Below are 26,209 nucleotides of genomic sequence, written 5' to 3' on the forward strand. Positions count from 1 at the left end.
ACCCGGCGGCGGCGACGTGAGGAGGGCGGGCGATGAATCACCACACGTGGATGCGCTACTTCACCCCCGGCCCGGTGCACCGCAGGCTCGGCCTGGTCTGCCTGGGCGTCGGCCTGCAGTACGGGGACCTTCCGGTCGTCGGGCCGCGCACGCTCGACCACCACGTCGCCGTCGTCGTCAGCAGCGGACGCGGCTGGTTCCGGGGCGGCGACGGGCCGGTGCTGGACGTCGCGGCGCCCGCGCTGCTGTGGCTCGTGCCGGGCGCCGTCCACCACTACGGACCCGACCCGGCGACCGGCTGGGACGAGGCGTTCGTCGACTTCACCGGGTCCGCCGTGGCCGCGTACACCGAACTGGGCTACATCCAGCCCGAGCGGCCCGTGGTCCCCCTCAGCGACGTCACCGGGCCGCGCACCGTCGTCACCCGCATCGCGCGCGCCGCCCGCCGCGGCAACCCGATGCTGGAGGTCGAGACGTCCGCCGCGGTGCACGACCTGCTCGTGGCGCTGCGGCGGGCGCGCGCGGACATGGCCCCGGACGGCGACCCGGTGCTGCCGGCGCTGGCCCGCGACGCCTTCCTGCCGCTGTCCGTCGCCGAGCACGCGGCCCGGCACGGGATGACGACGGCGGAGCTGCGCTCGGCGGTGCGGCGGGCGGCGGGGTGCAGCCCGAAGGACTACCTGCTGGGGATACGGCTCGGACGGGCCAAGGAGCTGCTGGCCGCCACCGAGCTGCCGATCGCGGCGGTCGCCCGGCGGGTGGGGTACGACGACCCGGCGTACTTCTCGCGGCTCTTCACGCGCCGGGTCGGGGTGGCGCCGGTGCGCTTCCGCGACCAGCAGGGGCGTACGGTGCCGGGCGGCTGGAGCGACCGCATCCCGGAGCCGGGGGACCCGCCGATGGCGGAGGGGGCGCCGCGGGGGACGGGCGCGGGGCAGTCGTAGGCGGTCGCGCCCACGGAGCCGTTGCCGGAGTCGCGGCCGGCGGGCCGGCGGGGGCGGTCGGTTCGGGACGCGTCAGCCGGGGTGCACCAGGCGGGTGTCGTACGCGAAGATCACCGCCTGGACGCGGTCGCGGGCGCCGGTCTTGCCGAGGATCCGCCCGATGTGCGTTTTGACGGTCGACTCGGCGAGGTGCATCCGCTCGGCGATCTCGCCGTTCGTCCAGCCCAGCGCGACGGCGTGCAGCACCTCGCGTTCCCGGTCGGTGAGCACGGCGAGCCGCGGGTCGGGGCCCGCGGGCTCGTCGCGGGCGGGCAGCAGGTGCGCGTAGCGCTCGATGAGCCGGCGGGTCAGCGCCGGGGCGACCACGGCGTCACCGGAGGCCACCGCCCGGATGCCGGCGAGCAGTTCGTCCGGCAGCGCGTCCTTGACCAGGAAGCCGCTGGCGCCTGCGCGCAGCCCGGCGAAGGCGTACTCGTCGAGGTCGAACGTCGTCAGGATCAGCACCCGGGTACGGCCGCCGGAGGCCGCGATGCGGCGGGTGGCCTCGATGCCGTCGAGACCGGGCATGCGGACGTCCATGAGAACGACGTCGGGCCGGAGTTCGGCGGCGAGCCGCACCGCCTCGGCGCCACCGCCGGCCTCGCCCGCGACGGTCATGTCGCCCTGGCTCTCCAGCAGCATCCGGAAGCCGAACCGCTGGAGGGCGTGATCGTCGACGATCAGCACGCTGGTCATGGAGCCGTCTCCGACGACGGTGACCCGGGCGCGGCCGGGCGGTCGGCGGTGGGGCGTGGTCCCGGCGCGGCACCGGCGGCGGGCGGAGCCGCGGCTGCGGGTTGCCCGCGGTCCGCGTCCGCCGCCGCGGGATCCGCGCGAAGTCCCGGACCGGCCGTGGGCCCGGCACCGCCCGTGTGGTGCCTGCGGCGGCGCCCGCCGTCCGCGGGGGGCGCCTTCTCCGCCGGCACGGGCGGCAGCGTGGCGTACACCCGCCAGCCGCCGCCGGGGGCGGGGCCCGCGTCGAGGGTGCCGCCGTAGACCGCGGCGCGCTCGCGCATGCCCGCGATGCCCCGGCCGCCGTGAACCCCCGCCTGGTCACCGCCGGAGGGGGAGGTTGCCCCGCTCACGGATCCCCCGCCGGTGCCGGATCCGACGGCGGATCCGGCACCCGCCCCGGCCCCGCCCGCCGCCTCGGGTACGTGCCCGCGTCCGTCCCCGTCCCGGCCCCCGCTCCCGCCGCCCCCTTTCGCGGGCGCCCTCCGGCCCGTGTCCGTCACCTCGATCTCCACCCCTCCCGCCGCGCAGTCGAGCCGTACCTCCGCCGTCGTGCCCGTGCCCCCGCGGCCGTGCTTCAGCGTGTTCGTCAGGGCTTCCTGCACGATCCGGTAGACCGTCAACTGCCGTCCCTCGGACAGCGTTCCCGAGTCGCCGCGCACCGTACAGCGCACCGGCAGCCCCGCCTCCCGTACCCGCTCCAGCAGCGGCTCCAGTTCGGCCAGTCCCGGCTGCGGCGTGAGGTGCGCGGGGCCGGGGCCCGCCTCGTGCAGGACGCCCAGCAGCCGGCGCAGCTCGTCCAGCGCCTCCCGGCCGGTGGCGGAGATCGCCTCCAGCGCCTGCGCCGGCCGCTCGGCGGACCGGTGGCCGGTGCCGCCCCCCGCCGGGCCGCCGCCGCGGGCCGCGTACGCCCCGCCGTCCGCGAGGCCGACGATCACGGAGAGGTTGTGCGCCACGATGTCGTGCATCTCACGGGCGATCCGCGCCCGTTCGGCCGCGGCGGCGAGCCGCGCCCGCTGGTCGCGCTCGACCTCCAGCCGCTCGGCCCGGTCCAGCAGCGAGGCGATGTAGTCGCGCCTGGTGCGTACGGTGATGCCGCTCATGACGATCGTCGCGACGATGGCGACCACCGGGACATACGTGCGGAGGAAGTCCTCCGGCGGCTCGCGCAGCGCGTCCGCGCCGATGTCCACCGCCAGGATCGCGCCGACCCACAGCAGCCGCGACAGCGGCTGCCGCAGCGCGACGTTGTGCAGGGCGACGCCGAGGGCGATGACCGAGGCGAGCGCCAGGTGGTACGCGTCGTGGACGAAAGTCAGCGCCACGACCACGCAGAACACCGCGAACGGGTACCGCCGGCGCCACGGCATCGTCGACACCATGCCCGCCCAGAGCAGCCACGGCACGGCCGACGGCATCGACGCCAGCTCCGCGGGGTCCGCGCCGGGCTCGTCACGGGAGTCCTCGCGCCAGTCGCCGACGGTGAGCTGGACGAGACCCGGGAAGGCGACGAGGCAGGTCAGCACCGCGTCCCACACGGCCGGACGGCGGGCGTCGAAGGCCCGTACGCGCTGCGCGGCGGCGTGGATCCGGTGCGTGGGGGGGGGGCAGGGGCGCCGGATCCGTGCCCGTGCCCGGCGCCGTCGCCGGGCCCCCGCCCGCGGCGGACCCCTCCGCATGCCGTGCCGTCGTTTCCCGTGTCATCCCGCCGCCCCTGCCGTCCCCGCCCGCCCGTCCCCGGCCCATGGTGGCCCAGCGAGGCTCAGACGTCACTGCGCCGGAGCCGCAGCGCCGCCGCGGCCAGCCCGGCGGCCGCCCAGAGGACCATGCTGACCAGTGCGGTGCCGACCGCCGGCAGCTCCGGCGCCGGGTGGGCGGCCATCAGCGGTTCCATGGCGGCCAGCGGCGTGTACGCCACCGCGTCCTCGACCCACGCGTACGGCAGCAGCGGCACCACGCTCGGCACCACCATCAGCACCGCCACGAACGCCCCGATCGACGCCGGGATGCTGCGCAGCAGCGCCCCGGCGGCCACCCCGAGCACGGCGACCAGAGCCGCCCCCGCGGCCGTGGTGACCAGCGCCCGTGCCACCCCGGGGTCGCCGAGGCCGGCGGCGATGGGGGTGTCGGCGAGGAACGCGTGCGCCAGCGGGAACGTCACCAGCGCCGTCGCCAGCGTCACGACGAAGCTCACGGCGCCGAAGACGGCCGCCTTGGCCCACAACACCGGCAACCGGCGCGGCACCGCCGCCATCGTGGCCCGCACCATCCCCGTCGACCACTCGCCGGCGGCGGTGAGGATGCCCAGCACGGGCAGAATCAGCAAGCCGAAGTTCAGGCCCAGCAGACTGACCTCGACGGGGTCCCGGGGACCGTCGCCGCCGCCGTCGGTGTACGTGGCGCCGATCGCGAGGCCGATGCCGGCGGCCAGCACGACCACGGCGGCCAGCGCGTACCAGGTCGAGCGCAGCGACCACAGCTTCGACCACTCCGCGCGCAGCACGCGCGGGTACGTCACCCGGTATCCGGCGCTGCGGCGGGCACCGGCGGCCGTGCCGCCCGGGCCGGGCGCGGTGAGGGACGGGGTGCTCATGCGGCGATCTCCTCCTTACGCCCCGCGGCGGGGGCGTGGTACTCGACGGCATCCCGGGTCAGCTCCATGAACGCCTCCTCCAGCGACACCCGGTGCGGCGTCAGCTCGAACAGCGGCACGCTGTGCGCGGCGGCCGTCAGACCGATGTCCTCGGCGCCGACACCGCGCACCCGCAGCTCGCCCGGCGCGTCCGAGACGATCTCCACGCCCGGCCCGGCCAGCAGCTCCCGCAACAGGCCCGCCTGCGGCGATTTCAGCGCCACCTCGTCGCGCCCGGCGGACCGCACGAACTCCGCCATCGTGGTGTCCGCGAGCAGCCGCCCGCGGCCGACGACGACCAGGTGCTCGGCGGTCAGCGCCATCTCGCTCATCAGGTGCGACGAGACGAACACCGTGCGGCCCTCCGCCGCCAGCTCCTTGAGCAGGTTGCGGATCCACAGCACGCCCTCGGGGTCGAGGCCGTTGACCGGTTCGTCGAGCACGACGACCGCCGGGTCGGCCAGCAGCGCGGCGGCGATGCCGAGCCGCTGCCCCATGCCCAGCGAGAACCCGCCGGCACGCCTGCGCGCCACACCGGCCAGCCCCACGGCCTCGATCACCTCCTCCACCCGGGCCCGCGGGATGCCGTGGGTGAGGGCGAGCGCGAGCAGATGCTTGTAGGCGCTGCGCCCGGTGTGGACGGAGCGTGCCTCCAGCAGCGCTCCGACTTCCGCGAGGGGCGCCGGATGCCGGGCGTACGGGCGCCCGTTGACCGTGACGGACCCGCGGGTCGGCGCGTCCAGGCCCACGATGAGGCGCATCGTGGTGGACTTGCCGGCGCCGTTGGGCCCGAGGAAGCCGGTCACGGTTCCCGGGCGAACGGTGAACGTCAGTTCGTCGACGGCGGTCTTCTCGCCGTACCGCTTGGTGAGTCCGCGTGCTTCGATGGTCATACCGTCGACGCTAGGCCGCGCACCCGCGCCGATCGTCCGACCACGGCTCGTATCCGCGCGACGCCGTAGTACCACGGGAGGACCCCCGCTACGGCCCGGGGACATCCCCTCCGCTCAGCGGGGCCACGCCTGCCCGACGCTCAGCAGGGCTTCTCCTCGCGCGCCGGCTCCCCGACCGCCGCCCCGGTCTCCGGCGCCGCGCCGCCCGAGGTGACCAGGCGCGTCTTCCCGCGGATGCCCTGCCGCCGCGACACGGCCACACCCGCCAGGCACAGCGCGCCGCCCAGCAGCGTTGCCGCCTCCGGCACCTCGCCGAGCGCCGCCCAGGACATCAGCACCACCAGAGCCGGCACGGCGTACGTCGTGGCGCCCATCTTCCCGGCCGTGGTCCGCGCCAGCGCGTAGGCCCACGTCGTGAACGCCAGTGCCGTCGGGAAGATGCCGAGATACACCACGTTGGCGGTGGCCGACAGCGGCGCGTCGCCCGCCTGCCCCGCCAACTGCCCCGCGAACGGCAGGCACAGCACCGCTCCCGTCATACAGCCGAAGGTCGTGACCTGCAGCGGTGAGGCGTGCGCCAGGGCCGGCTTCTGGCTGACCACCCCGCTCGCGTACGTCGCCGCGGCCAGCAGGCACAGCAGCAATCCGCCGAGCGAGGAACCGCCCCCGTCGGACGTCGATATGCCGACCACCACGGCGCCCGCGAAGGACACGCCCAGGCCGGCCAGCAGCGCCGGGGGGAACCCCTCCTTCAGCAGCCAGCCGCTGAGCACGGCTATGAGCATGGGCCCGACGTTGACGACCATGGCGGCCGTGCCCGCGTCGACCAACTGCTCACCCCAGTTGAGCGCCACCATGTACACCCCGAACCAGAGCGTGCCGGAGACGGCGATGCCCGGCCACGCCGCCCGCGGCGGCAGCCCCTCGCGGCGCACGGCGAGGATCAGCGCCAGGGCGGCCGAGCCGGCCAGCAGCCGCCCGAGCGCCAGCGCACCGGGGCTGAAGTGCTCGCCCGCGTCCCGGATGGAGACGAACGCCGAGGCCCACAGCACCACCGTCACCGCCGCGGCGGCCATCGCCCGCCGGTCCGTCCCCGCCTGCACGTTTGCCATGACCAGGAACCTAACAGCCGGCACTGACAACGCACCCGCCCCTGTTACCGTGGCCCGATGACCGACCACTCCACGTCCCCGTCGGCCATGGACGGCCTCTCCGAAGCCGCCGTACGAGCCGAGCTGGCCCGTCTCCGCGACAGCATCGACAACATCGACGCGGCCGTCGTGCACATGCTCGCCGAACGCTTCAAATGCACCCAGCAGGTGGGCCGCCTCAAGGCCGCCCACCACCTGCCCCCCGCCGACCCCGCCCGCGAGGCCCGCCAGATCATCCGTCTCCGGGAGCTGGCGGAGAGCGCCAAGCTGGATCCGGCATTTGCGGAGAAACTTCTCAACTTCATCATCGCCGAGGTCATCCGGCACCACGAGACGATCGCCAACTCCGCCCCCCCGGAGCCGCCCGCGGGCGAGTGACAGCCGCGCGGCGCCTCGGGAGCGTGCTCCGGCCCGTCCCGCGGCAGGCCGGACGCCGCCCCTAATCCCCGCCCGCGTGCACGTCGTACGCCGCGAAGGCCCTTTCCGGCAGCAGCCAGCCCTCCTCGGCGAAGATCCGCCCCGCCGCCTTCCGCGCCTCCGCGTCGGCCCCCGCGCGGGCGACCCAGTCGCCCGGCGTCGGCCCCAGGAGGCCGTGCAGCCGGGGGGAGGCGGTGAGGAGGCGGTCCAGCAGGGCGGACTGGTCCGGGGTGTGGGGGAGCGGGCGGCGGTGGGCACCGGAGAGGACGCCGCGGGAGTTGTAGTAGATGTACGTGCCCGGCAGTACCTCGCCGGTCGGCAGCCGCGCCGGGAACTGCGCGGCCGGCAGCAGCGCGCGCCCGTAGTTCGGCACCTCCGTGGCGTCCACGGCGCGCAGTTGCTCCTCGTCCAGCCACGTGACCCACAGCCGCGACCCGGCGGCCCGGTCGGCGTACGGGGCCGCCGCGACGTACCCCGCGCGGCTGATGTGCGCCGAGACGCCGACGCCGAGGCCGCCGACGACGGCCGGTGTGACCGGCACCACGGCGGGGAGCCCCAGGCGCGTCAGCTTGTGGCGCAACTGCCCCGGCGCCGCGTTGGACCCCAGCGCCAGCACCGGGACCCGCGCCGCGGCCGGCGCCTGTCCCAGCGCGGTCAGCACCTCGTCCAGCCCCGTGGCCGTACCGCCGTCCGCCACCCGCCACCGCCCCACGCCGCCCGGCCCGGTCCGCAGCGGCAGCAGCCGGTCGCCGGTGAGCAGCGACGGACCGGGCACCGGCGGCCCCGGGTACGTCAGCGGTTCCAGCAGGGGCACGGTCGCGAGGCCCAGCGCCTCCAGGGTTCTGTCCGGCACGCCGGTCAGCGTAGCCGGGCGCGTCCCCGCGGAGGGCCGGCCGCGGACGCGAGCGGGAGGCCCGGAGCCGCCCGGGTGTCGTCATACCCGCAGGTCGTGAGGCAGCATATGGCCCATGCCCGCACTCACCCGCGCCGAGGCGCAGCTCCGCGCCGACCTGCTGGACGTCCGCCACTACGCCGTCGACCTCGACCTGACGCGCGGTGAGGAGGTCTTCGGCTCCAGCGCCGTCATCACCTTCACCGCCCGCGCCGCGGCGGAGACGTTCGTCGAGATCAAGCCCGCCGAGCTGGTCCGTGTCACCCTCGACGGCCGGGACCTGGACAACGGCGCGCTCGACGACAACCGCCTCGCGCTGCAACTCGGCGAGGGCGAGCACGAACTGCGCGTCGAGGCCGTCATGCGCTACTCGCGCACCGGCGAGGGTATGCACCGCTTCACGGACCCCGCCGACGGCGAGACCTACGTCTACAGCCAGCTCTTCCTGGACGACGTGCAGCGTGTCTTCGCCGCGTTCGACCAGCCCGATCTCAAGGCCGTCTTCGACGTCTCCGTCACCGCGCCCGCCGGCTGGACCGTGCTCGGCAACGGCATCGCCCATCAGGAGAACGCCCCCGGGGAGGGGGAAGCCGATCGCGCGGGCGGCGTCCGCTGGCGGCTGACCACCACCCCGCCGCTGGCCACGTACCTCGTCGCCGTCGCCGCCGGGCCCTGGCACTCCGTCCACGCCGAGCACGCCGGGCTGCCCTTCGGCCTGCACTGCCGCCGCTCGCTCGCCGCCCACCTCGACGCCGACGCCGACGAGTTGTTCGACATCACCCGGCGCTGCTTCGACCGCTACCACGAGCGCTTCGCCGAGCCGTACCCCTTCGACTCCTACGACCAGGCGTTCGTCCCGGAGTTCAACGCCAACGCCATGGAGAACCCGGGCCTGGTCACCTTCCGCGACGAGTTCGTCTACCGTTCCGCCGTCACCGACACCGAGCGCCAGACCCGCGCCATGGTCATCGCGCACGAGATGGCGCACATGTGGTTCGGCGACCTGGTCACCCTGCGCTGGTGGGACGACATCTGGCTGAACGAGTCCTTCGCCGAGTACATGGGCTACCAGATCGTCACCGAGGCCACCCGCTTCACCGGCACCTGGACCGACTTCGCCATCGCCCGCAAGAGCTGGGGCTACGACGCCGACCAGCGGCCCTCCACCCACCCCGTCGCCCCGCCGCGCGTCGCCGACAGCGCCTCCGCGCTGCAGAACTTCGACGGCATCTCGTACGCGAAGGGCGCGAGCGTGCTGCGGCAACTCGTCGCCTGGATGGGGGAGAAGGACTTCTTCGCCGGGCTCGACGACTACTTCTCCCGGCACCGCTTCGGCAACGCCACCCTCGCCGACTTCATCGAGGCCATGGCCCGCGCCTCCGGCCGCGACGTGCCCGGGTGGGCCGACGCCTGGCTGCGCACCACCGGTGTCGACACCTTCCGGCCCGAGACCTGGGAGGGCGAGGGCGACGTGTGGGTGCTGGAGGTCGAGCACACCGGGCGCCGCCCGCACCGGCTGGACGTCGGCCTCTACGACGAGGTGCCCGGCGAGCCCGGCCGGATGGTGCTGCGCGCGAAGGAGGCGCAGGAGTTCGCCGCCGACCTCGGGCTGAAGTCGGCGTCCGCCCAGGGCCGGGCGCCCGACCTCGTCCTCGTCAACGACGGCGACCTCACGTACGCCAAGATCCGGCTCGACGAGCGCTCCTGGGAGACCGCCCTTCGCTGCCTGTCCGGCATCCCCGGCCCGCTCAGCCGCGCCGTGCTGTGGAACGCCGCCCGCGACATGGCCCGCGACGCCGAACTCCCGCCCGCCGACTACCTGCGGGCCGCCGCCGTGCACCTGCCAGCGGAGGACGACCTGGCCGTGGTCCAGGGCGTGCTGGGCTTCGCCCGCGGGCCGGTCGCGACCGACTACGTCCCCGACGCGGACCGCCCGGCCGCCCGCGCGACCCTCGCGGCGACCTGCCGCGAACTGCTGCGCCGCGCCGACGGGAAGGCCGATCCCGGGCTGCGTCTCGCGGCCGTACGCACCCTCATCGACTGCGCCGACGAGCCCGACGAGGTACGCGACTGGCTTGCCGCCGGCACCGTCCCCGGCGGCCCCGTGCTCGACCCCGATCTGCGCTGGCGCTGCCTGGCCCGGCTCGCCGTCCTCGGCGCCGCCACCCCCGAGCGCATCGAGGCGGAGGTGGCCCGCGACCCCGGTGCCTCCGCGCAGGAGGGGGCGGCGCGGTGCCTGGCAGCGCTGCCGGATGCCGAGGCGAAGGCGACGGCCTGGGAGGCGATGTACGGGGACGGGACCGCGGCCGGCGGCGCGGAACCCTCCAACTACCTGTTCACCGCGACCGCCCTCGGCTTCTGGCAGCCGGAGCACCGCGAGGTGCTGGAGCCGTACGTGGCCCGCTGGTTCGCGGAGACGCCGGCCCTCGCCCACCGCCGCGGCCCCGCCATAGCCCAGGCGGCCGGGCGCTGGGGGTTCCCGCGGGGGTTCGTGGACAGCGAGACGCTGCGGCTCGGCGAGGAGTGCCTCAAGCGCGACGACCTGGTGCCGGCGCTGCGCCGGCGGCTGGCCGACCAGCTCGACGACCTGGGCCGGGCGCTGCGCGTACGGGAGGCGGCGGTCTCCGGGGACAAGTAGCGGGCCCGCGGCCGGGTGCGGCACGGGAACCGCGCCCGGCGGCCGGGTACGCCACCGTCACCGTGGTGCGCCCGGTCCCGTAGCAGATCGGGGAAGGCGCCCCTCCGCGTCCCCGCGTGTTCCCACGTACGGGCGAACTCCCGGGCAGATCGGTACGTTTCGGCGACATCGCGAAGTAGCTTAGGGCCGCTTTACCTCACCCGGTCCTCCGGGACCGGCGCCCCCAGGAGCCTGCATGCCCGCTGCCGCCGAAGCCGCCCTCGCGGGCGGCCCCGCCGGCCCCCGCGCCCTCCGCCCGTACCTCGACACCGTTCTCGCCGCCCTCGGCGACGGCGCCGCCCGCCGCCGGGGGCCGCTGCCCGCCGGCGGCCCGGCGGCCGTCGCCCACCGGGTCCGCGAGGCCGTCCGCCCCGTGCTGCCCGACACCGGCGTCGGTGCACAGGCGGCCCTTGCCGACTTCGTCGGCCTCCTCGCCGAGGGCGCCGCCGACCCGGCGGACCCCCACTGCGCCGCCCATCTGCACGCCCCGCCGCTCGCCGTCGCCGCCGCGGCGGACCTCGCGGCCGGGGCGCTCAACCCGTCGCTGGACTCCTGGGACCAGGCCCCGGCCGCCGCCGAGCTGGAGGCCGAGGTGGCCGCCGCGGTCGCCGCCGAGGTCCACCCCGGCGCCGCGCGCCCCGACGCGCTGGTCACCACCGGCGGCACGGAGTCCAACCAGCTCGCGCTGCTGCTCGCCCGCGAACTCCTCGGCCCCGGCGTGCAGGTGATCGCCGGTGCCCACGCCCACCACAGCGTCGGCCGCGCCGCGTGGCTGCTGGGCATGCGGGCCCCGCACGTCGTGCCGACGCCCCGCGGCGTGCTCGACCCCGGCGCCGTACGGGACGTACTCGCGCAGGTCCGCGGCCCGGGCGGTGCGCCGGGACCGGCGCTGGTCGTGGCCACCGCCGGCACCACCGACACCGGTGCCGTCGACCCGCTGCCGGAACTCGCCGACGCCGCCGCGGCCCACGGTGCCCGGCTGCACGTCGACGCCGCGTACGGAGGGCTGCTGCTGCTCGCCCCGAGCCGCGCGCACCTCGTCGCCGGGCTCGACCGGGCCCACACCGTCGCGCTCGACCTGCACAAGCTGGGCTGGCAGCCGATCGCCGCCGGCTTCCTGGCCGTACGCGACGACGCCGACCTGGCCCCGCTCGCGTACACCGCCGACTACCTCAGCGCCGACGACGACACCGACGCCGGGCTGCCCGCCCTGCTGCACCGCTCGCTGCGCACCACGCGCCGCGCCGACGTGTTCAAGGTCGCCGTCACCCTGCGCGCCCTCGGCCGCGCGGGGGTCGCGGAGCTGGTGGAGAGGACCTTCGCCGCGGCGGCGCGGCTCGCGGAGCTGGTCACGGACGACCCCGAGCTGGAGCTGTACGCGCCGCCGGAGCTGACCACGGTCCTCTTCCGGCCCGCGGGCGCGGACGACGCCGCGGTCGCGGCGCTGCGGCGGCGGCTGCTCGCCGACGGGCACGCGGTCCTCGGGCGGGCGCAGGCGGGCGGCCGGCGCTGGCTGAAGGCGACCCTGCTCAACCCCCATGTCCACCCCGGCGACCTGCGCAACCTGCTCAAGCTCGTCACCGAGGCCCACCGGGCACCGGACCCTCCGCCCCGGCAGGACCGCGAGAACGGAACCGCCCCCGATGCCCGCTGAGCACCCCGGCCGCCGGCGCCCGCTGGACCTCGCCGGGATCGGCATCGGCCCGTTCAACCTCTCCCTCGCCGCCCTCGCCGCCCGCGTCGGGGGCCTGACCACCGCGTTCTACGAGCGCCACACCGAGTTCCGCTGGCACCCCGGGCTCCTCATCGAGGGCACCACCCTGCAGGTGCCCTTCCTCGCCGACCTCGTCACGCTCGCCGACCCCACCAGCCCTTTCAGCTTCCTCAACTATCTGCGGGTGCGCGAGCGGCTGTACCCCTTCTACTTCGCCGAGCGCTTCCACGCCCACCGCGCCGAGTACGACGCCTACTGCCGCTGGGTCAGCGGACAGCTTCCCGGCCTGCACTTCGGCCACCAGGTCGAGGACGTCCGCTGGAACGCGGAGGACGGCCTGTTCGAGGCGGACTTCACCCAGCTCGACGCCGACGGCGAGGCGTGGGCGCTGGGCCGCGCCCACGCCCGGCACCTCGTCGTCGGCGTGGGCACCGAGCCGTACGTGCCGGAGGCGCTGCGCCCGCTCGCCGCCTCGTCCGCGGCCGACGTCGTGCACTCCGCGGACTATCTGACCCACCGCGCACGGCTCGTCGCCGCCGGGCACGTCACCGTCATCGGCGCCGGACAGTCCGGGGCGGAGGTCTTCCTCGACCTGCTGCGGGCCCGGCCCGCGGGTGCGGAGGGGCTGCACTGGCTGGCCCGGACCCCGGCGTTCGCGCCGATGGAGTACAGCAAGCTGGGGCTGGAGCAGTTCACCCCCGACTACGCCCGCTACTTCCACGGGCTGCCCGACGCCGTGCGCGACGACCTGCTGCCCCGGCAGTGGCAGTTGTACAAGGGCATCGACGCCGGGACCATCGCCGCCGTGCACGACGAGCTGTACCGCCGCACGCTCGGCGGCGGCTGGCCCGACGCCGTCCTCACCCCCGGCGTCACCGTACGCACCGCGGGCCGCCTCGGCCCCGACCGCGTCGAACTGCACCTGGAGCACGCCGCACAGGGCACCCGCGAGACGCTGCGCACCGACGCCGTCGTGCTCGCCACCGGCTACCGTGAGCGCCCGCTCGACGGTCTCCTCGCCCCGCTGGAGCCGCTGCTGCGCCGCGACGACGCCGGCCGCCCGCGGGTCGACGAGCGGCACCGCCTCGTTCTCGACCCGGCGGTCACGGGCCGGATCTACGTCCAGAACGCCCTGCGGCACACGCACGGGATCGGCACCCCCGACCTGGGGCTGGCCGCCCACCGCAGCGCAGTCATCCTCGACGACGTCACCGGCGCGGAGCCGTACCCGCTGCCGCGCCGTACCGCGTTCACCACCTTCGGGCTCCGGCAGTCCCGGCGCGAACGCCCCGACGCGCCGGCGCCCGGGATCCCGCGCACGCCGGACCCTGGCACAGTGAAGGCATGACGAACCCGCCTCCCGTCCCGGCCCCCTACGGCACCCCCGACGAACCGCGTCTCGCGGTCCGCGGCGAGTCCCGGCTCGAAGTCGACCCCGAGATCGCCCGGATCGCCGTCACCGTCTTCGTGCGCGGCACCGACCGGCGCGCCGCGCTGGCGGACCTGACCCGCCGCAACGCCGAGGCGCGCGAGCTGATCAAGTCGTACGGCGACGCGGTCGAGAGGCTGGAGAGCGGCTCGCTGCTCGTGACCCCCGAACTCGGCCGGCACGGCCGCGGGGAGCGCGTGCGCCGTTACCACGGCCGGGTCCGGCTGACGGCGACTTTCAGCGACTTCACCGCGCTCGGCGAGCTGAGCACCCGGGCCGCCGACCTCGACCTGACGAGCGTCGACGGCCCCTGGTGGGAGCTTCGTCCGGACTCGCCCGTGCACCGCGAGGCGCGGCAGCAGGCGGTGCGGGAGGCGGTGACGCGCGCCCGCGAGTATGCCGAGGCGCTGGGCGCGGAGCTGACGGCGGTCGTGGAGATCGCCGACGACGGCGCGGAGCGCCCCGAGATGTGGATGGCCGCGGAGGCCCCCCGCGGCTTCGGCGCCGCGCCCGGATCCGGCGCCGAAGCGCCCCCCGCACTGGATCTCGAACCTCAGCGGCAGACTGTCTGCGCACGAGTGAACGCACGGTTCGTCATGACCCGTCCGCGCCTCTGATACCGCTCATCAGAGCAGCGGCCCGCACGTTTTATGAGTTGTCACCTCGATCTCAATAGACCTTCGCTCAAATGTCGTTCGGGAATGGCCGAGAGCCGGTTCCCTACCTGTCGGTAAGTCATAGAGTCGAAAGCATGCGCCGAGCGAAGATTGTCTGCACCCTGGGTCCAGCGACCGACACATACGACCAGATCAAGAGCCTGGTCGAAGCGGGAATGGATGTCGCCAGGTTCAATCTCAGCCACGGCACCTACGCTGAGCACGAGGAGCGTTACGCACGGGTGCGCAAGGCCGCGGACGAAACCGGGCGCAGCGTCGGCGTGCTCGCCGACCTTCAGGGCCCGAAGATCCGTCTGGGCACCTTCCGTGAAGGTCCTGTATTTCTCGAACGGGGCGATGAATTCACCATCAGCGTCGATCCGGTCGAAGGCGACCGCCAGTGCTGCGGCACGACGTACGCCGGACTGGCCGCCGACGTCGCGAAAGGCGAGCGGATCCTCGTCGACGACGGGCGCGTCACCCTGGAGGTGACCGCCGTGGACGGGCCGCGGGTGCGCACGATCGTCATCGAGGGCGGCATGGTCTCCGACCACAAGGGCCTCAACCTGCCCGGCGTCGCCGTCTCCGTCCCCGCGCTCTCCGGCAAGGACCGCGACGACCTGCGCTGGGCGCTGCGCACGGGCGCGGACGTCATCGCGCTGTCCTTCGTGCGCTCCGGGCAGGACGTCCGCGACGTCCACCGGATCATGGGCGAGGAGGGCCGGCGGGTCCCGGTGATCGCCAAGGTGGAGAAGCCGCAGGCGGTCGAGAACCTGGAGGGCATCGTCGACGCCTTCGACGGGCTCATGGTGGCCCGCGGCGATCTCGGCGTGGAGATGCCGCTGGAGCAGGTGCCGATGGTGCAGAAGCGGGCGGTCAAGCTCGCCAAGCGGAACGCCAAGCCGGTCATCGTCGCCACGCAGATGCTCGACTCGATGATCGACGCGTCCCGGCCGACGCGCGCGGAGGCGTCCGACGTCGCCAACGCGGTGATGGACGGCACGGACGCGGTGATGCTCTCCGGTGAGACGAGCGTCGGCAAGTACCCGATCCAGACGGTGCGGACGATGGGCAGGATCGTCGCGGCGGCGGAGGAGGAGGTGCTCGCCAAGGGCCTGCCGCCGCTGACCGAGCGCAGCAAGCCGCGCACCCAGGGCGGTGCGGTGGCGCGCGCGGCGGCGGAGGTCGGCGACTTCCTCGGGGCGCGCTATCTGGTGGCGTTCACGCAGTCCGGCGACACGGTGCGGCGGCTCTCGCGCTACCGCTCGCCGATCCCGGTGCTGGCCTTCACCCCGGACCCGGCGACGCGCAGCCAGCTCAACCTGACGTGGGGCGTGGAGACGTTCCTCGGCCCGATGGTGCAGACGACCGACGAAATGGTGGCGCAGGTCGACGAGCAGTTGCTCAAGATCGGCCGCTGCCGCAGGGGCGACGTGGTCGTGATCACCGCCGGCAGCCCGCCCGGCATCTCCGGCTCGACCAACCTCGTCCGCGTCCACCACATCGGCGAGGACGACCCCGCAAGCTGACGGACCCGGAGGCGAGGGGCCGCCGGACATCCGGCGGCCCGGCGTGGCACGCGCGGTACGCGGCTCGGCGCCCGGCTCAGTGCGCGGCCGACTCCCAGTCCGCACCGACGCCCACCGCGACGTCCAGCGGCGCCCGCAGGGCCACCGCACCGGCCATCTCGCGCCGGACCAGCTCCTCCACCCGCTCCCGCTCGCCCGGGGCGACCTCCAGCACGACTTCGTCGTGCACCTGCAGCAGCAGCCGGGAGTGCAGCGACGCGGCCGTCAGCGCCCGGTCCACCCGCAGCATCGCGAGCTTCACGATGTCCGCCGCGGTGCCCTGGATCGGGGCGTTGAGCGCCATCCGCTCGGCCATCTCGCGCCGCTGGCGGTTGTCGCTGTTCAGGTCGGGCAGATACCGGCGGCGGCCGAACATCGTCTCCGTGTAGCCCGTCGCGCGGGCCTCGTCGACGACGCGGCGCAGATAGTCCCGCACGCCGCCGAAGCGCTCGAAGTAGTTCTCCATCAGCTTGCGGGCTTCGGCGGCCTCGATGCCGAGCTGCTGCGAGAGCCCGAACGCGGACAGCCCGTAGGCCAGTCCGTACGACATCGCCTTGATCTTCCGCCGCATCTCGGGGTCGACCTCGGTGCGCGGCACCGCGAACACCTGCGAGGCGACGGTGTCGTGCAGGTCCTCGCCGGAGGCGAACGCCTCGATCAGCCCCTCGTCCTCCGACAGGTGCGCCATCACCCGCAGCTCGATCTGGCTGTAGTCGGCGGTCAGCAGCGACTCGTACCCCTCGCCGACGACGAATCCGCGGCGGATCGCCCGGCCCTCGTCCGTACGGATGGGCACGTTCTGCAGGTTCGGATCGGTGGAGGACAGCCGGCCGGTGGCGGCGACCGTCTGGCTGAACGTGGTGTGGATCCGGCCGTCCGCCGCGATGGTCTTGATCAGTCCCTCGACCGTGGAGCGCAGCCGGGCCTGCTCGCGGTGGCGCAGCATGATGACCGGCAGCTCATGGTCGGTCCGGGTGGCGAGCCAGGCCAGCGCGTCGGCGTCCGTGGTGTAGCCCGTCTTGGTCTTCTTGGTCTTCGGCAGGCCGAGCTCGCCGAAGAAGACCTCCTGCAACTGCTTGGGCGAGCCGAGGTTGAACTCGTGGCCCACCGCGTCGTGCGCCTCCCGGACGGCCTGCTGCACCGCGCCGGCGAACTGCTGCTCCATGGCCTCCAGGTGGGCCCGGTCGACGGCGACGCCGGCCCGCTCCATCCCGGCCAGCACCGCCGAGACCGGCAGCTCCATGTCGCGCAGCAGCTCCGCCGCGCCGACCTGCGCCAGCTTGTCGGAGAGCGCCTCGCCGAGGTCCAGGACCGTACGGGCCGTACGCATCAGGGCGTCCCGCTCGGCCGCCTGCTGGTCGCCCTCCTCGCCGTCCAGGCCCAGCTCAAGCTGACCGTCGGCCGCCGGGGGCTCCAACTCGCGGCCCAGATAGGCGATCGAGAGCGCGTCGAGCGCGAACGTCCGCCGCCCGGGAGTGACCAGATAGGCGGCCAGGGCCGTGTCCATCGCCACGCCCTCGACGCTCCAGCCGTGCTCCGCGAAGACGCGGATGGCGCTCTTCGCGTCGTGCACCGTCTTGGGGCTGCCGGCGTCCGCGAGCCAGCCCGCGAACGCCTGCTCGTCCGCGGCGTCCAGCCGGGCCGGGTCGAACCACGCGGCCGGCCCCTCCGCGGTGGCCAGCGCGATCTCGGAGACACTGCCGGCGCCGAGCTTCCAGGTGCCGACGGTGGCCACGCCGAGCGGCACGGAGCCGTGCTCGGCCAGCCACGGCGCCAGCTCGCCCGTCTGCAGCACCCGGCCGTCGACCTGCACCCCCGGCTCGGGCTCGGTCTCCGCCTCGGCGGCGCCCGGGTCGGCGTTGAACAGCCGCTCGCGGAAGTTGGGGTTGCGGAACTCCAGGGCGTCCATGACGACCTGGAGCGACGTCCGGTCGTACGGCTTGCGCTCCAGATCCTCGGGCCGGGCGGGCAGCTCGACGTTGCGGTCGAGCTCGGTGAGCCGGCGGTTGAGCTGCACCGCGTCGAGATGGTCGCGCAGGTTCTGCCCGGCCTTGCCCTTGACCTCATCGGCACGCTCGGCCAGCTCCGCGAGCGAGCCGAACTGCCTGATCCACTTGGCCGCCGTCTTCTCGCCGACGCCCGGGATGCCCGGCAGGTTGTCGGAGGGGTCGCCGCGCAGGGCGGCGTAGTCCGGATACTGCGCGGGCGTCAGGCCGTAGCGCTCCTCGACCTTCTCCGGGGTGAAGCGGGTCAGCTCGGAGACGCCCTTGGTGGGATACAGCACGGTCACGTGGTCGGAGACGAGCTGGAAGGAATCCCGGTCGCCGGTGACGATCAGCACCTCGAACCCGTCCTCCTCGGCCTGCGTGGCCAGCGTGGCGATGACGTCGTCCGCCTCGAATCCCTCGACGGCGAAGCGCGGCACGTTCATCGCGTCCAGCAGCTCGCCGATCAGCTCGACCTGGCCCCGGAAGTCGTCGGGCGTCGAGGTCCGGTTGGCCTTGTACTCCGCGAACTCCGCGGAGCGCCAGGTCTTCCGCGAGACGTCGAAGGCGACCGCCAGATGCGTCGGCTGCTCGTCACGCAACGTGTTCGACAGCATCGACGTGAAGCCGTAGATCGCATTGGTGACCTGCCCGCTGAGGGTGGAGAAGTTCTCCGCGGGCAGCGCGAAGAATGCCCGGTATGCCAGAGAATGTCCGTCCAGCAGCATCAGGCGGGGGCGATGGGTCTTCGATGCGTTCTCAGCCACGGCTCCGATCCTGCCATGCCTCAGTGACAACGGAGCCCGCGACGGTGTGGCATGGCAGGATCGGTCCCGTAGGCCCCACCGGAGAAAGGGTGACCGTCATGGCCGGAAAACCGCCCGTCGGCGACCCCGTCCAGGACTCCCCGGAGGTCACCCCTCCCCGGCAGTCCGCCGTCGGCGCCGCCGCCATCGCGCAGTCCCTGCGCGCCGGACAGGAGCAGATGGGCGTACGGCGTACGGCCCGTACCCTGCTGCGCGTCAACCAGCGCAACGGCTTCGACTGCCCCGGCTGCGCCTGGCCCGACCCGGACCGGCCGCACACCTTCGAGTTCTGCGAGAACGGCGCCAAGGCGGTCGCCGAGGAGGCGACGCTGCGCCGCGTCACCCCCGCCTTCTTCGCCGAGCACCCCGTCGCCGACCTCGCGGGCCGCAGCGGCTACTGGCTGGGCCAGCAGGGCAGGCTCACCCATCCCGTGTACCTGGCGGAGGGCGCCGAGAAGTACGAGCAGGTCTCCTGGGAGCGGGCGTTCGCCCTCGTCGCCGAGGAACTGACCGCCCTCGACTCGCCCGACGAGGCGGTCTTCTACACCTCCGGGCGCACCGGCAACGAGGCCGCGTTCCTCTACCAGCTCTTCGCCCGCGAGTTCGGCACCAACAACCTGCCGGACTGCTCGAACCTGTGCCACGAGTCGTCCGGCTCCGCGCTCACCGAGACCCTCGGCGTCGGCAAGGGCAGCGTCCTGCTCGACGACCTCCACCGGGCCGACCTGATCATCGTCGCCGGCCAGAACCCGGGCACCAACCACCCGCGCATGCTCACCGCGCTGGAACGAGCCAAGGACAACGGCGCCCGCATCATCACGGTCAACCCGCTGCCCGAGCCCGGCATGGTCCGGTTCAAAAACCCCCAGACCGTACGCGGTCTCGTGCGCGGCGGCACCGCGCTGACCGACCTGTTCCTCCAGGTCCGCACCGGCGGCGACCAGGCGCTCTTCCGCGCCCTGGCCCGGCGCGTCCTCGCCGCGCACGACTCCGGCGCGAAGGCCGTCGACGAGGAGTTCGTCGCCGAGTACACCCACGGCTACGAGGAGTACGCCGCCGCCGCCCGCGGCTACGCCGACGCCGACGCCGAGCGCGCCACCGGCCTGACCGCCGCCGACATCGACCGCGCCGCCGACATGGTGCTCGCCGCCGACAAGATCGTCGTCTGCTGGGCGATGGGCCTCACCCAGCACAAGCACGCCGTGCCCACCATCAAGGAGATCGTCAACTTCCTCCTCCTCGGCGGGCACATCGGCCGCCCCGGCGCCGGCGTCTGCCCCGTGCGCGGCCACAGCAACGTCCAGGGCGATCGCACCATGGGCATCTTCGAGCGGCCCGCTCCCGCCTTCCTGGACGCGCTGGAGCAGGAGTTCGGCTTCACGCCGCCCCGCCACCACGGCTACGACGTGGTACGCGCCATCCGCGCGCTGCGCGACGGCGACGCCAAGGTCTTCTTCGCGGTCGGCGGCAACTTCGTCTCCGCCTCGCCCGACACCGAGGTCACCGAGGCCGCGATGCGCCGCGCCCGGCTGACGGTGCACGTGTCGACCAAGCTCAACCGCAGCCACGTCGTCACCGGCGCCCGCGCGCTCATCCTGCCCACCCTGGGCCGCACGGAGCGCGACCGGCAGCCCGGTCCCGACGGCCGCGGCCACGACCAGTTCGTGACCGTCGAGGACTCCATGGGCGTCGTGCACGCCTCCCGCGGACGGCTCGCGCCCGCGAGCGACGCGCTGCTGTCGGAGGTCGCGATCGTCTGCCGGCTCGCCCGCGCGGTGCTGGGGGAGGACAGCGCCACGCCCTGGGAGGAGTTCAGCAACGACTACGCGCGCATCCGCGACCGCATCGCGCGCGTGGTACCCGGCTTCGAGGACTTCGACGCCCGCGTCCGCCGCCCCGGCGGCTTCACCCTCCCGCACGCCCCGCGTGACGAGCGCCGCTTCCCCACGAGCACCGGCAAGGCCAACTTCACCGCGGAACCGGTGACGTACCCCCAGGTCCCCGAGGGGCGGCTGCTGCTGCAGACGCTGCGCAGCCACGACCAGTACAACACCACGATCTACGGCCTGGACGACCGCTACCGCGGCGTGCGCGGCGGCCGGCGCGTCGTCCTCGTCCACCCCGACGACGCCGCGGACCTCGGCCTGGCCGACGGCGCGTACGCGGACATCGTCGGCGAGTGGCACGACGGCGTCGAGCGGCGCGCGGACGGCTTCCGCGTCGTGCACTACCCGACGGTCCGGGGCTGCGCGGCCGCCTACTACCCGGAGACCAACGTGCTGGTGCCGCTGGACTCCACCGCGGACACCAGCAACACCCCCACGAGCAAGTCCCTGGTGATCAGGCTGGAACCGGCCGCGTCTACGGTGGAGCCCGACACGACGGCGTAAAGGACGGAGCCGGGCGCCCATGGGCGAGCACACCACGACGAAGTTCCCGCAGGAGATCCTCGACGACTTCTCCGGCGTCGGCGTCGACCTGGAGAAGCTGTTCTCCGCCGGCGCCCTCGGGCGGCGCATGGGTCTGACGGTGCTGGAGGCGGCGCCCGACCGGGTCGTGGGCACGCTGCCGGTGGAGGGCAACACCCAGCCGTACGGGCTGCTGCACGGCGGCGCCTCCGCGGTGCTCGCCGAGACCCTGGGCTCGGTCGGGGCGATGCTGCACGGCGGCCCGGCGAAGGTCGCCGTCGGCGTCGACCTCAACTGCACCCACCACCGGGGCCTGCGCTCCGGCGTGGTCACCGGCGTGGCCACGCCGCTGCACCGCGGCCGGTCCACCGCGACGTACGAGGTCGTCGTCAGCGACGAGGAGGGCCGCCGGGTGTGCACCGCACGGCTCACCTGCCTGCTGCGCGACGCCTGACCCGCGGCGGACCGGCACACGGCGGCGACGGCCGCCCGGTTCGGTCAGCCGCGCGGCGCCCGCCGGCCGTCCCTGACGACGAACCTCTTCACGATCTTGCGGTGCCCGCGGGCGTGCGTCCGCCCGGGCTTCTTGCAGTGCCCCCGGGGCGTCTCCCGCACGTGCACCCGCCTGCCGGCCTCGCCCGACCAGCCGGCGGACCCGTGGGCGACGTGCTTGGTCTGCCCGCACGGCCGGTGCGGCGCGGGGTGCGACCCGGCGGCGCTCGCGGCCCCCGCGGTGCCCAGCAGGACCGACAGCGCCGCGGCCGCGGTGACCGCGGCGCGCTTCATCGTGATGCTCATACCGAGATATCCCTTCCGTGCCGGTCCGTCCGGCACCGGGCACCACGATCGACCGCGCACCCCGCCGACCCGGGCTCCCGCCGTCCGCCCGCGTGTCCCGCCGCGGACACCCGCCGCGGAAGCGGGGATGAGAAGCCCATGAGAATCGCTCACCCGATACGCTCAGACCGGCCGCCTCCGGGGCCGTCCCCTCTCATCCCGCTCTCATGATCCTCAGCACCCCCTCACCCTCGGCGGCGCCGACGTCCCGTGCGGAATTCACCCGTCCGGGCGGTGAGAGGCAGTGCCTGCGGCGGGATTCCGCAGGTCCCCGCGGGTCCCCGGGGGGCGCTGTGACCAGCGCCACCCCGCATCAATGAAACTAGCCATGACCTGCACGTTTAGCCAACATGGCCTACGGGTACGTTGCCCGTCTCACAAACGCCTTCTAGCCTCGGGGCGCATGAACCTCCTCCGGAAGCTGAATCACAAGCTCGGTGCAACCACGGGTTTCGAGATCCGTAAGGCCGGGCTGCCGCAACCGCCTGCCCCGAAGTCAGCCAAGGCCAAGGAGCGGCCCGCGGAGCCGAAGCCGCCCGTGCAGGTCGCGTACCGCCCACCGGAGGATCCCGAAGTCGACCGGCTGCTCAGGCAGCCCGTGTTCATCATGTCGCCGGTACGCTCCGGCTCCACCCTGCTGCGCCTGCTCCTCAACGCGCACTCCCGGCTGCACTCCGCCCACGAACTCCACTTCCGCCGGCTGGAGGTCAACGCCGGCACCAAGCTCGCCGAGCGCGCCATGGCGGAGCTGGGCCTGGAGCGCGGTGACCTGGAGCACCTGATCTGGGACCGGGTGCTGCACCGTGAGCTGGTCCGCTCCGGCAAGGACTTCCTGGTGGAGAAGACGCCCAGCAACACCTTCGCGTACAAGCGCATCGCCGCCTGCTGGCCCGACGCCCGGTTCATCTTCCTGCTCCGCCACCCCGCCTCCATCGCCCGCTCCTGGTACGAGGCCGACCCGGAGAAGCGCACCGAGGAGGAGGCCGCCCTCGACGCGCTGCGCTACATGCGCGCCACGGAACGCGCCCGCCAGGCCCTGCCCGGGCACGTCGTGCGCTACGAGGAGCTGACCGACGACCCCGAGTCCGCCATGAAGGGCATCTGCTCCTACCTGGAGATCGACTTCGAGCCGGAAATGCTCGACTACGGCTCCCGGACCCAGACGAGCTACAAGAAGGGTCTCGGCGACTGGAAGGACAAGATCCGCAGCGGCCAGGTGCAGGCCGGCCGCGCACTGCCCGCCGAGGAGGAGATCCCCGAGCCGCTGCGCGAGGTCAGCGCCGCCTGGGGCTACGTCGAAGGCAGGAGCGGGGACGCCCTGGCCGCCGCCCGCGAGCCGCACGCCGAGATCGCCGAGGTCTGGCCCCGCGACGGCGCCGTGCGCCTCACCGGCAGCCTTCACGGCGTCACCGACGGCAGCCGCGGCCCCTGGACGATGCTTCTCGTCCGGCGCGACCACGAGGACCAGCAGCTTCGCTACCCGGCGGAGCTCGAGGACGGCAGGTTCGACGTCACGGTGCCCGTGGCCGACCTGACCCCCGCGGGGCTGACCCCCCCGGCCCAGTGGGACATCCACCTGACCACGGGCGAGGGCGACGCGGAGGTCCGGCTGCGCGCCGGCCGCCACCTCGACGGGATCCCCGGCAAGAAGAACATCATGGTCTTCCCCGGCCAGACCGCCGAGATCGACGGCGCCGGCGTCGAGGTCAAGCCGTACTACACCATCAAGGACAACCTCTCCGTCGAGGTACTGCCGGCCTCATGAAGATCCGTTATCTGCTGATGCACGCCTTCGGCACGGGCGGGACCATCCGCACCGTGTTCAACCAGGCCGGTTCCATGGCCGCCGCGGGCCACGACGTCGAGATCGCCAGCATGCAGCGCACCCGCGACGAGCCCCACTTCCCCCTCCACCCCAAGGTCACCATCACCACCCTGGTCGACCAGCGGCCCGGCGCCCGCGAGGCCGAGCTGGCCGCGGCCGGACCCCGGGCGGCGGAGAAGCGCATCGAGCGGGAAGGACAGCCGCCCCGGTACATCCCGCCGGGCGAGTTCGCCTACGAGCGCTACAACCGGTACGTCGAGGACACCGTCATCGGCTGGCTGGAGCGCCAGCGCGACGCGGTGATCGTCCCGACCCGCCCCGGGCTGAACTTCCTCACCGCCCGGTTCACGCCGCGCTCCTGCAAGAAGATCGCCCAGGAGCACATGAACCTGGGTACGCACCCGGCGGACATCCGCGCCGCCATCCAGCAGGAGTACCCCGGCTTCGACGCCGTCGCCGTCCTGACCCACGGAGACCGGGAGGACTACCAGGAGCTGCTGCCCGACACCCGCGTCGTCCGCATTCCCAACGCCGTCCACACCGGTGAGAAGAAGCTCACCACCTACGCCAACCGCATCGCCGTGGCCGCCGGCAGGCTCTTCCCGCAGAAGGGCTTCGACATGCTGATCCCCGCGTGGGCGCAGCTCGTGGAGAAGCACCCGGACTGGCAACTGCGGATCTTCGGCACCGGTGAGAAGAAGGCCGAGCTGCGCCACCTCATCAACGAAAACCACCTGTACAACCACGTCTTTCTGATGGGGCACACGCACAAACTGGACGATGAACTTGCGAGAGCATCCTTTTATGTGCTCAGCTCGCGGTTCGAGGGTCTGCCCATGGTGATGATCGAATCGATGACCCACGGTCTGCCCGTGGTCAGCTTCGACTGTCCGACGGGTCCCGCCGACGTGCTCACCCACGGGAAGGACGGCCTGCTGGTGCCCCGCAAGGACGTGGACGGGCTGGCAGAGGCCATGGGACAGCTCATGGACGACGAGGGCCTGCGGGCCGACATGGGAGCGGCGGCACTGCAGACGTCGCGCTCCTACACTCCCGAAGCGGTCCATCCGCAGTGGGAGACACTGTTCGAGGAGATTCACGGGAGTGGGAGTGCCTGACAACGCACCCGGCACCGACGGCGTACACGCGCGCGGCGCCACGATCTGGCTCACCGGCCTGCCCAGCGCGGGCAAGACGACGCTGGCGCGCACCTTCGGTGAGCGGCTCCGGGAGGCCGGCCACCGGGTGGAGGTGCTGGACGGCGACGAGATCCGGGAATTCCTCACCGCCGGCCTCGGTTTCTCCCGCGAGGACCGCGACACGAACGTGCAGCGCATCGGCTTCGTCGCCGAACTGCTCGCGTCGCACGGCGTGAAGGTCCTGGTGCCGGTGATCGCCCCGTACGCGGACAGCCGTGAGGCGGTGCGCAAGCGTCACCAGACGGCAGGAACGACGTATGTGGAGGTGCACGTGGCGACGCCCGTCGACGTCTGTGCCGAGCGGGACGTGAAGGGCCTCTACGCCGCGCAGGCGGCCGGCGAGATCTCCGGACTCACCGGTGTGGACGACCCCTACGAGCCGCCCGCGGCCCCCGATCTGCGCATCCCCACCCACGAACAGAGTGTCGAAGAATCCGCGGCGATGCTTCACGCCGCACTGGTGGAACGAGGTCTCGCATGAGCCGGTTCGAAGAGGCCGCCGCCCAGGACTTCCAGTTGCCGCACCTGGACGTGCTGGAGTCGGAGGCGGTGCACATCTTCCGCGAGGTCGCGGGGGAGTTCGAACGTCCGGTGATTCTCTTCTCCGGCGGCAAGGACTCCATCGTGATGCTCCACCTGGCGCTGAAGGCGTTCGCGCCGGCGCCGCCGCCGTTCGCGCTGCTGCACGTCGACACGGGGCACAACTTCCCCGAGGTGCTGGAGTACCGGGACCGCGTCGCCGCGCAGCACAACCTGCGGCTGCACGTCGCCTCCGTCCAGGACTTCATCGACCGCGGCGAGCTGAAGGAGCGCGCCGACGGCACCCGCAACCCGCTGCAGACCGTGCCGCTGCTGCGCGCCATCGAGGAGGGCCGCTACGACGCGGTCTTCGGCGGCGGCCGCCGCGACGAGGAGAAGGCCCGCGCCAAGGAGCGCATCTTCTCCCTGCGCGACGAGTTCGGCGGCTGGGACCCGCGCCGTCAGCGCCCCGAGCTGTGGCAGCTCTACAACGGCAAGCACGCCGTCGGCGAGCACGTCCGGGTCTTCCCGCTGTCCAACTTCACCGAGCTGGACGTCTGGCAGTACATCGCCCGCGAGAAGATCGTGCTCCCGGAGATCTACTACGCGCACCGCCGCGAGGTCTTCCTCCGCAGCGGCATGTGGCTCGCCCCCGGCGACTGGGGCGGCGCCAAGAAGGGTGAGCGCATCGAGACCCGCATGGTGCGCTACCGCACCGTCGGCGACATGTCCTGCACCGGCGCCGTCGACTCCGACGCCGACACCATCGAGAAGGTCATCGCCGAGATCGCCGCCACCCGGCTCACCGAGCGCGGCGCCACCCGGGCCGACGACAAGCTCTCCGAGGCCGCCATGGAAGACCGCAAGCGCGAAGGTTACTTCTGAC

The 26,209-nt window shown here is 73.7% G+C and carries 21 protein-coding genes; 13 read left to right on the forward strand and 8 right to left on the reverse strand.

The features are described from left to right. Positions 1-32: 32 nt before the first annotated feature. Positions 33-944, forward strand: a complete 912-nt coding sequence (locus tag I003_RS0109160) for a helix-turn-helix domain-containing protein (RefSeq protein WP_027771259.1) — start codon at positions 33-35, stop codon at positions 942-944. A 72-nt stretch (positions 945-1,016) separates the two neighbouring features. On the opposite strand, the gene I003_RS0109165 is transcribed toward I003_RS0109160, so the two are convergent. From I003_RS0109165 to I003_RS0109185, 5 genes are all read right to left on the reverse strand, one after another. After that, a complete protein-coding gene (locus tag I003_RS0109165) occupies positions 1,017-1,679 on the reverse strand; it encodes a response regulator transcription factor (protein ID WP_027771260.1) in 663 nt (220 codons plus the stop codon). After that, positions 1,676-3,253 (reverse strand): sensor histidine kinase, encoded by a 1,578-nt coding sequence (locus tag I003_RS31745; RefSeq protein WP_486584144.1) that lies wholly within the window; start codon positions 3,251-3,253, stop codon positions 1,676-1,678. Before I003_RS31745 ends, I003_RS0109165 begins: the two co-directional genes overlap by 4 nt. Positions 3,254-3,477: 224 nt before the next feature. Further along, complete coding sequence (locus tag I003_RS0109175; protein ID WP_027771261.1) at positions 3,478-4,308, reverse strand: ABC transporter permease; 831 nt, start codon at positions 4,306-4,308, stop codon at positions 3,478-3,480. Beyond that, positions 4,305-5,240, reverse strand: coding sequence for an ATP-binding cassette domain-containing protein (locus I003_RS0109180; protein ID WP_027771262.1), 936 nt, complete (start codon positions 5,238-5,240; stop codon positions 4,305-4,307). The genes I003_RS0109175 and I003_RS0109180 overlap by 4 nt, the downstream gene beginning before the upstream one ends. Before the next feature lie 140 nt (positions 5,241-5,380). Then, positions 5,381-6,316, reverse strand: coding sequence for a DMT family transporter (locus tag I003_RS0109185; RefSeq protein WP_027771263.1), 936 nt, complete (start codon positions 6,314-6,316; stop codon positions 5,381-5,383). A 93-nt stretch (positions 6,317-6,409) separates the two neighbouring features. Between I003_RS0109185 and I003_RS0109190 the strand changes: the two genes are divergently transcribed. Continuing rightward, positions 6,410-6,769, forward strand: coding sequence for a chorismate mutase (locus tag I003_RS0109190; RefSeq protein ID WP_027771264.1), 360 nt, complete (start codon positions 6,410-6,412; stop codon positions 6,767-6,769). A 61-nt stretch (positions 6,770-6,830) separates the two neighbouring features. Here the strand turns inward: I003_RS0109190 and I003_RS0109195 are convergent, their stop codons facing one another. Continuing rightward, the gene (locus tag I003_RS0109195; protein ID WP_027771265.1) at positions 6,831-7,661 is read right to left on the reverse strand and encodes a hypothetical protein; all 831 of its coding nucleotides are present in this window, start codon (positions 7,659-7,661) and stop codon (positions 6,831-6,833) included. Positions 7,662-7,776: 115 nt separating this feature from the next. On the opposite strand from I003_RS0109195, the gene pepN reads away from it, so the two are divergent. From pepN to pyk, 5 genes are all read left to right on the forward strand, one after another. Then, positions 7,777-10,338 (forward strand): aminopeptidase N, encoded by a 2,562-nt coding sequence (pepN, locus tag I003_RS0109200; RefSeq protein ID WP_027771266.1) that lies wholly within the window; start codon positions 7,777-7,779, stop codon positions 10,336-10,338. 235 nt (positions 10,339-10,573) lie between these two features. Beyond that, the gene (locus I003_RS0109205) at positions 10,574-12,031 is read left to right on the forward strand and encodes an aminotransferase class V-fold PLP-dependent enzyme (RefSeq protein WP_027771267.1); all 1,458 of its coding nucleotides are present in this window, start codon (positions 10,574-10,576) and stop codon (positions 12,029-12,031) included. Beyond that, positions 12,021-13,439: a SidA/IucD/PvdA family monooxygenase gene (locus tag I003_RS0109210; protein ID WP_027771268.1), complete on the forward strand. Its 1,419-nt coding sequence runs from the start codon at positions 12,021-12,023 to the stop codon at positions 13,437-13,439. The genes I003_RS0109205 and I003_RS0109210 overlap by 11 nt, the downstream gene beginning before the upstream one ends. Further along, on the forward strand, positions 13,436-14,137 hold the full coding sequence (locus I003_RS0109215) for an SIMPL domain-containing protein (RefSeq protein WP_027771269.1): 702 nt from the start codon (positions 13,436-13,438) through the stop codon (positions 14,135-14,137). The genes I003_RS0109210 and I003_RS0109215 overlap by 4 nt, the downstream gene beginning before the upstream one ends. A gap of 134 nt (positions 14,138-14,271) precedes the next feature. Next, positions 14,272-15,705 (forward strand): pyruvate kinase, encoded by a 1,434-nt coding sequence (gene pyk / locus I003_RS0109220; RefSeq protein WP_027771270.1) that lies wholly within the window; start codon positions 14,272-14,274, stop codon positions 15,703-15,705. A gap of 76 nt (positions 15,706-15,781) precedes the next feature. Here pyk and polA read toward each other — a convergent pair whose 3' ends face one another. Beyond that, positions 15,782-18,457 (reverse strand): DNA polymerase I, encoded by a 2,676-nt coding sequence (gene polA, locus I003_RS0109225; RefSeq protein ID WP_027771271.1) that lies wholly within the window; start codon positions 18,455-18,457, stop codon positions 15,782-15,784. Between the two features lie 137 nt (positions 18,458-18,594). Here polA and I003_RS0109230 point away from each other — a divergent pair, with 137 nt between their 5' ends. After that, positions 18,595-20,925: an FdhF/YdeP family oxidoreductase gene (locus tag I003_RS0109230; RefSeq protein ID WP_027771272.1), complete on the forward strand. Its 2,331-nt coding sequence runs from the start codon at positions 18,595-18,597 to the stop codon at positions 20,923-20,925. Positions 20,926-20,944: 19 nt separating this feature from the next. Next, positions 20,945-21,397 (forward strand): hotdog fold thioesterase, encoded by a 453-nt coding sequence (locus tag I003_RS0109235; RefSeq protein WP_027771273.1) that lies wholly within the window; start codon positions 20,945-20,947, stop codon positions 21,395-21,397. A 44-nt stretch (positions 21,398-21,441) separates the two neighbouring features. Here I003_RS0109235 and I003_RS0109240 read toward each other — a convergent pair whose 3' ends face one another. Then, positions 21,442-21,741, reverse strand: coding sequence for a hypothetical protein (locus I003_RS0109240; protein WP_027771274.1), 300 nt, complete (start codon positions 21,739-21,741; stop codon positions 21,442-21,444). Between the two features lie 442 nt (positions 21,742-22,183). Here I003_RS0109240 and I003_RS0109245 point away from each other — a divergent pair, with 442 nt between their 5' ends. From I003_RS0109245 to cysD, 4 genes are read left to right on the forward strand one after another with little or no spacing between them, the layout of a single operon-like run. Next, the gene (locus I003_RS0109245) at positions 22,184-23,545 is read left to right on the forward strand and encodes a sulfotransferase family protein (RefSeq protein WP_027771275.1); all 1,362 of its coding nucleotides are present in this window, start codon (positions 22,184-22,186) and stop codon (positions 23,543-23,545) included. Continuing rightward, positions 23,542-24,723 carry a glycosyltransferase family 4 protein gene (locus tag I003_RS0109250; RefSeq protein ID WP_027771276.1) on the forward strand — a complete coding sequence of 394 codons (1,182 nt, stop codon included), beginning with the start codon at positions 23,542-23,544 and terminating at the stop codon, positions 24,721-24,723. The genes I003_RS0109245 and I003_RS0109250 overlap by 4 nt, the downstream gene beginning before the upstream one ends. Further along, on the forward strand, positions 24,716-25,285 hold the full coding sequence (gene cysC / locus I003_RS0109255) for an adenylyl-sulfate kinase (RefSeq protein ID WP_027771277.1): 570 nt from the start codon (positions 24,716-24,718) through the stop codon (positions 25,283-25,285). The genes I003_RS0109250 and cysC overlap by 8 nt, the downstream gene beginning before the upstream one ends. Next, positions 25,282-26,208, forward strand: coding sequence for a sulfate adenylyltransferase subunit CysD (gene cysD / locus I003_RS0109260; RefSeq protein WP_027771278.1), 927 nt, complete (start codon positions 25,282-25,284; stop codon positions 26,206-26,208). The genes cysC and cysD overlap by 4 nt, the downstream gene beginning before the upstream one ends. Position 26,209: the final 1 nt, after the last annotated feature.

It is taken from the genome of Streptomyces sp. CNQ329, assembly GCF_000482585.1.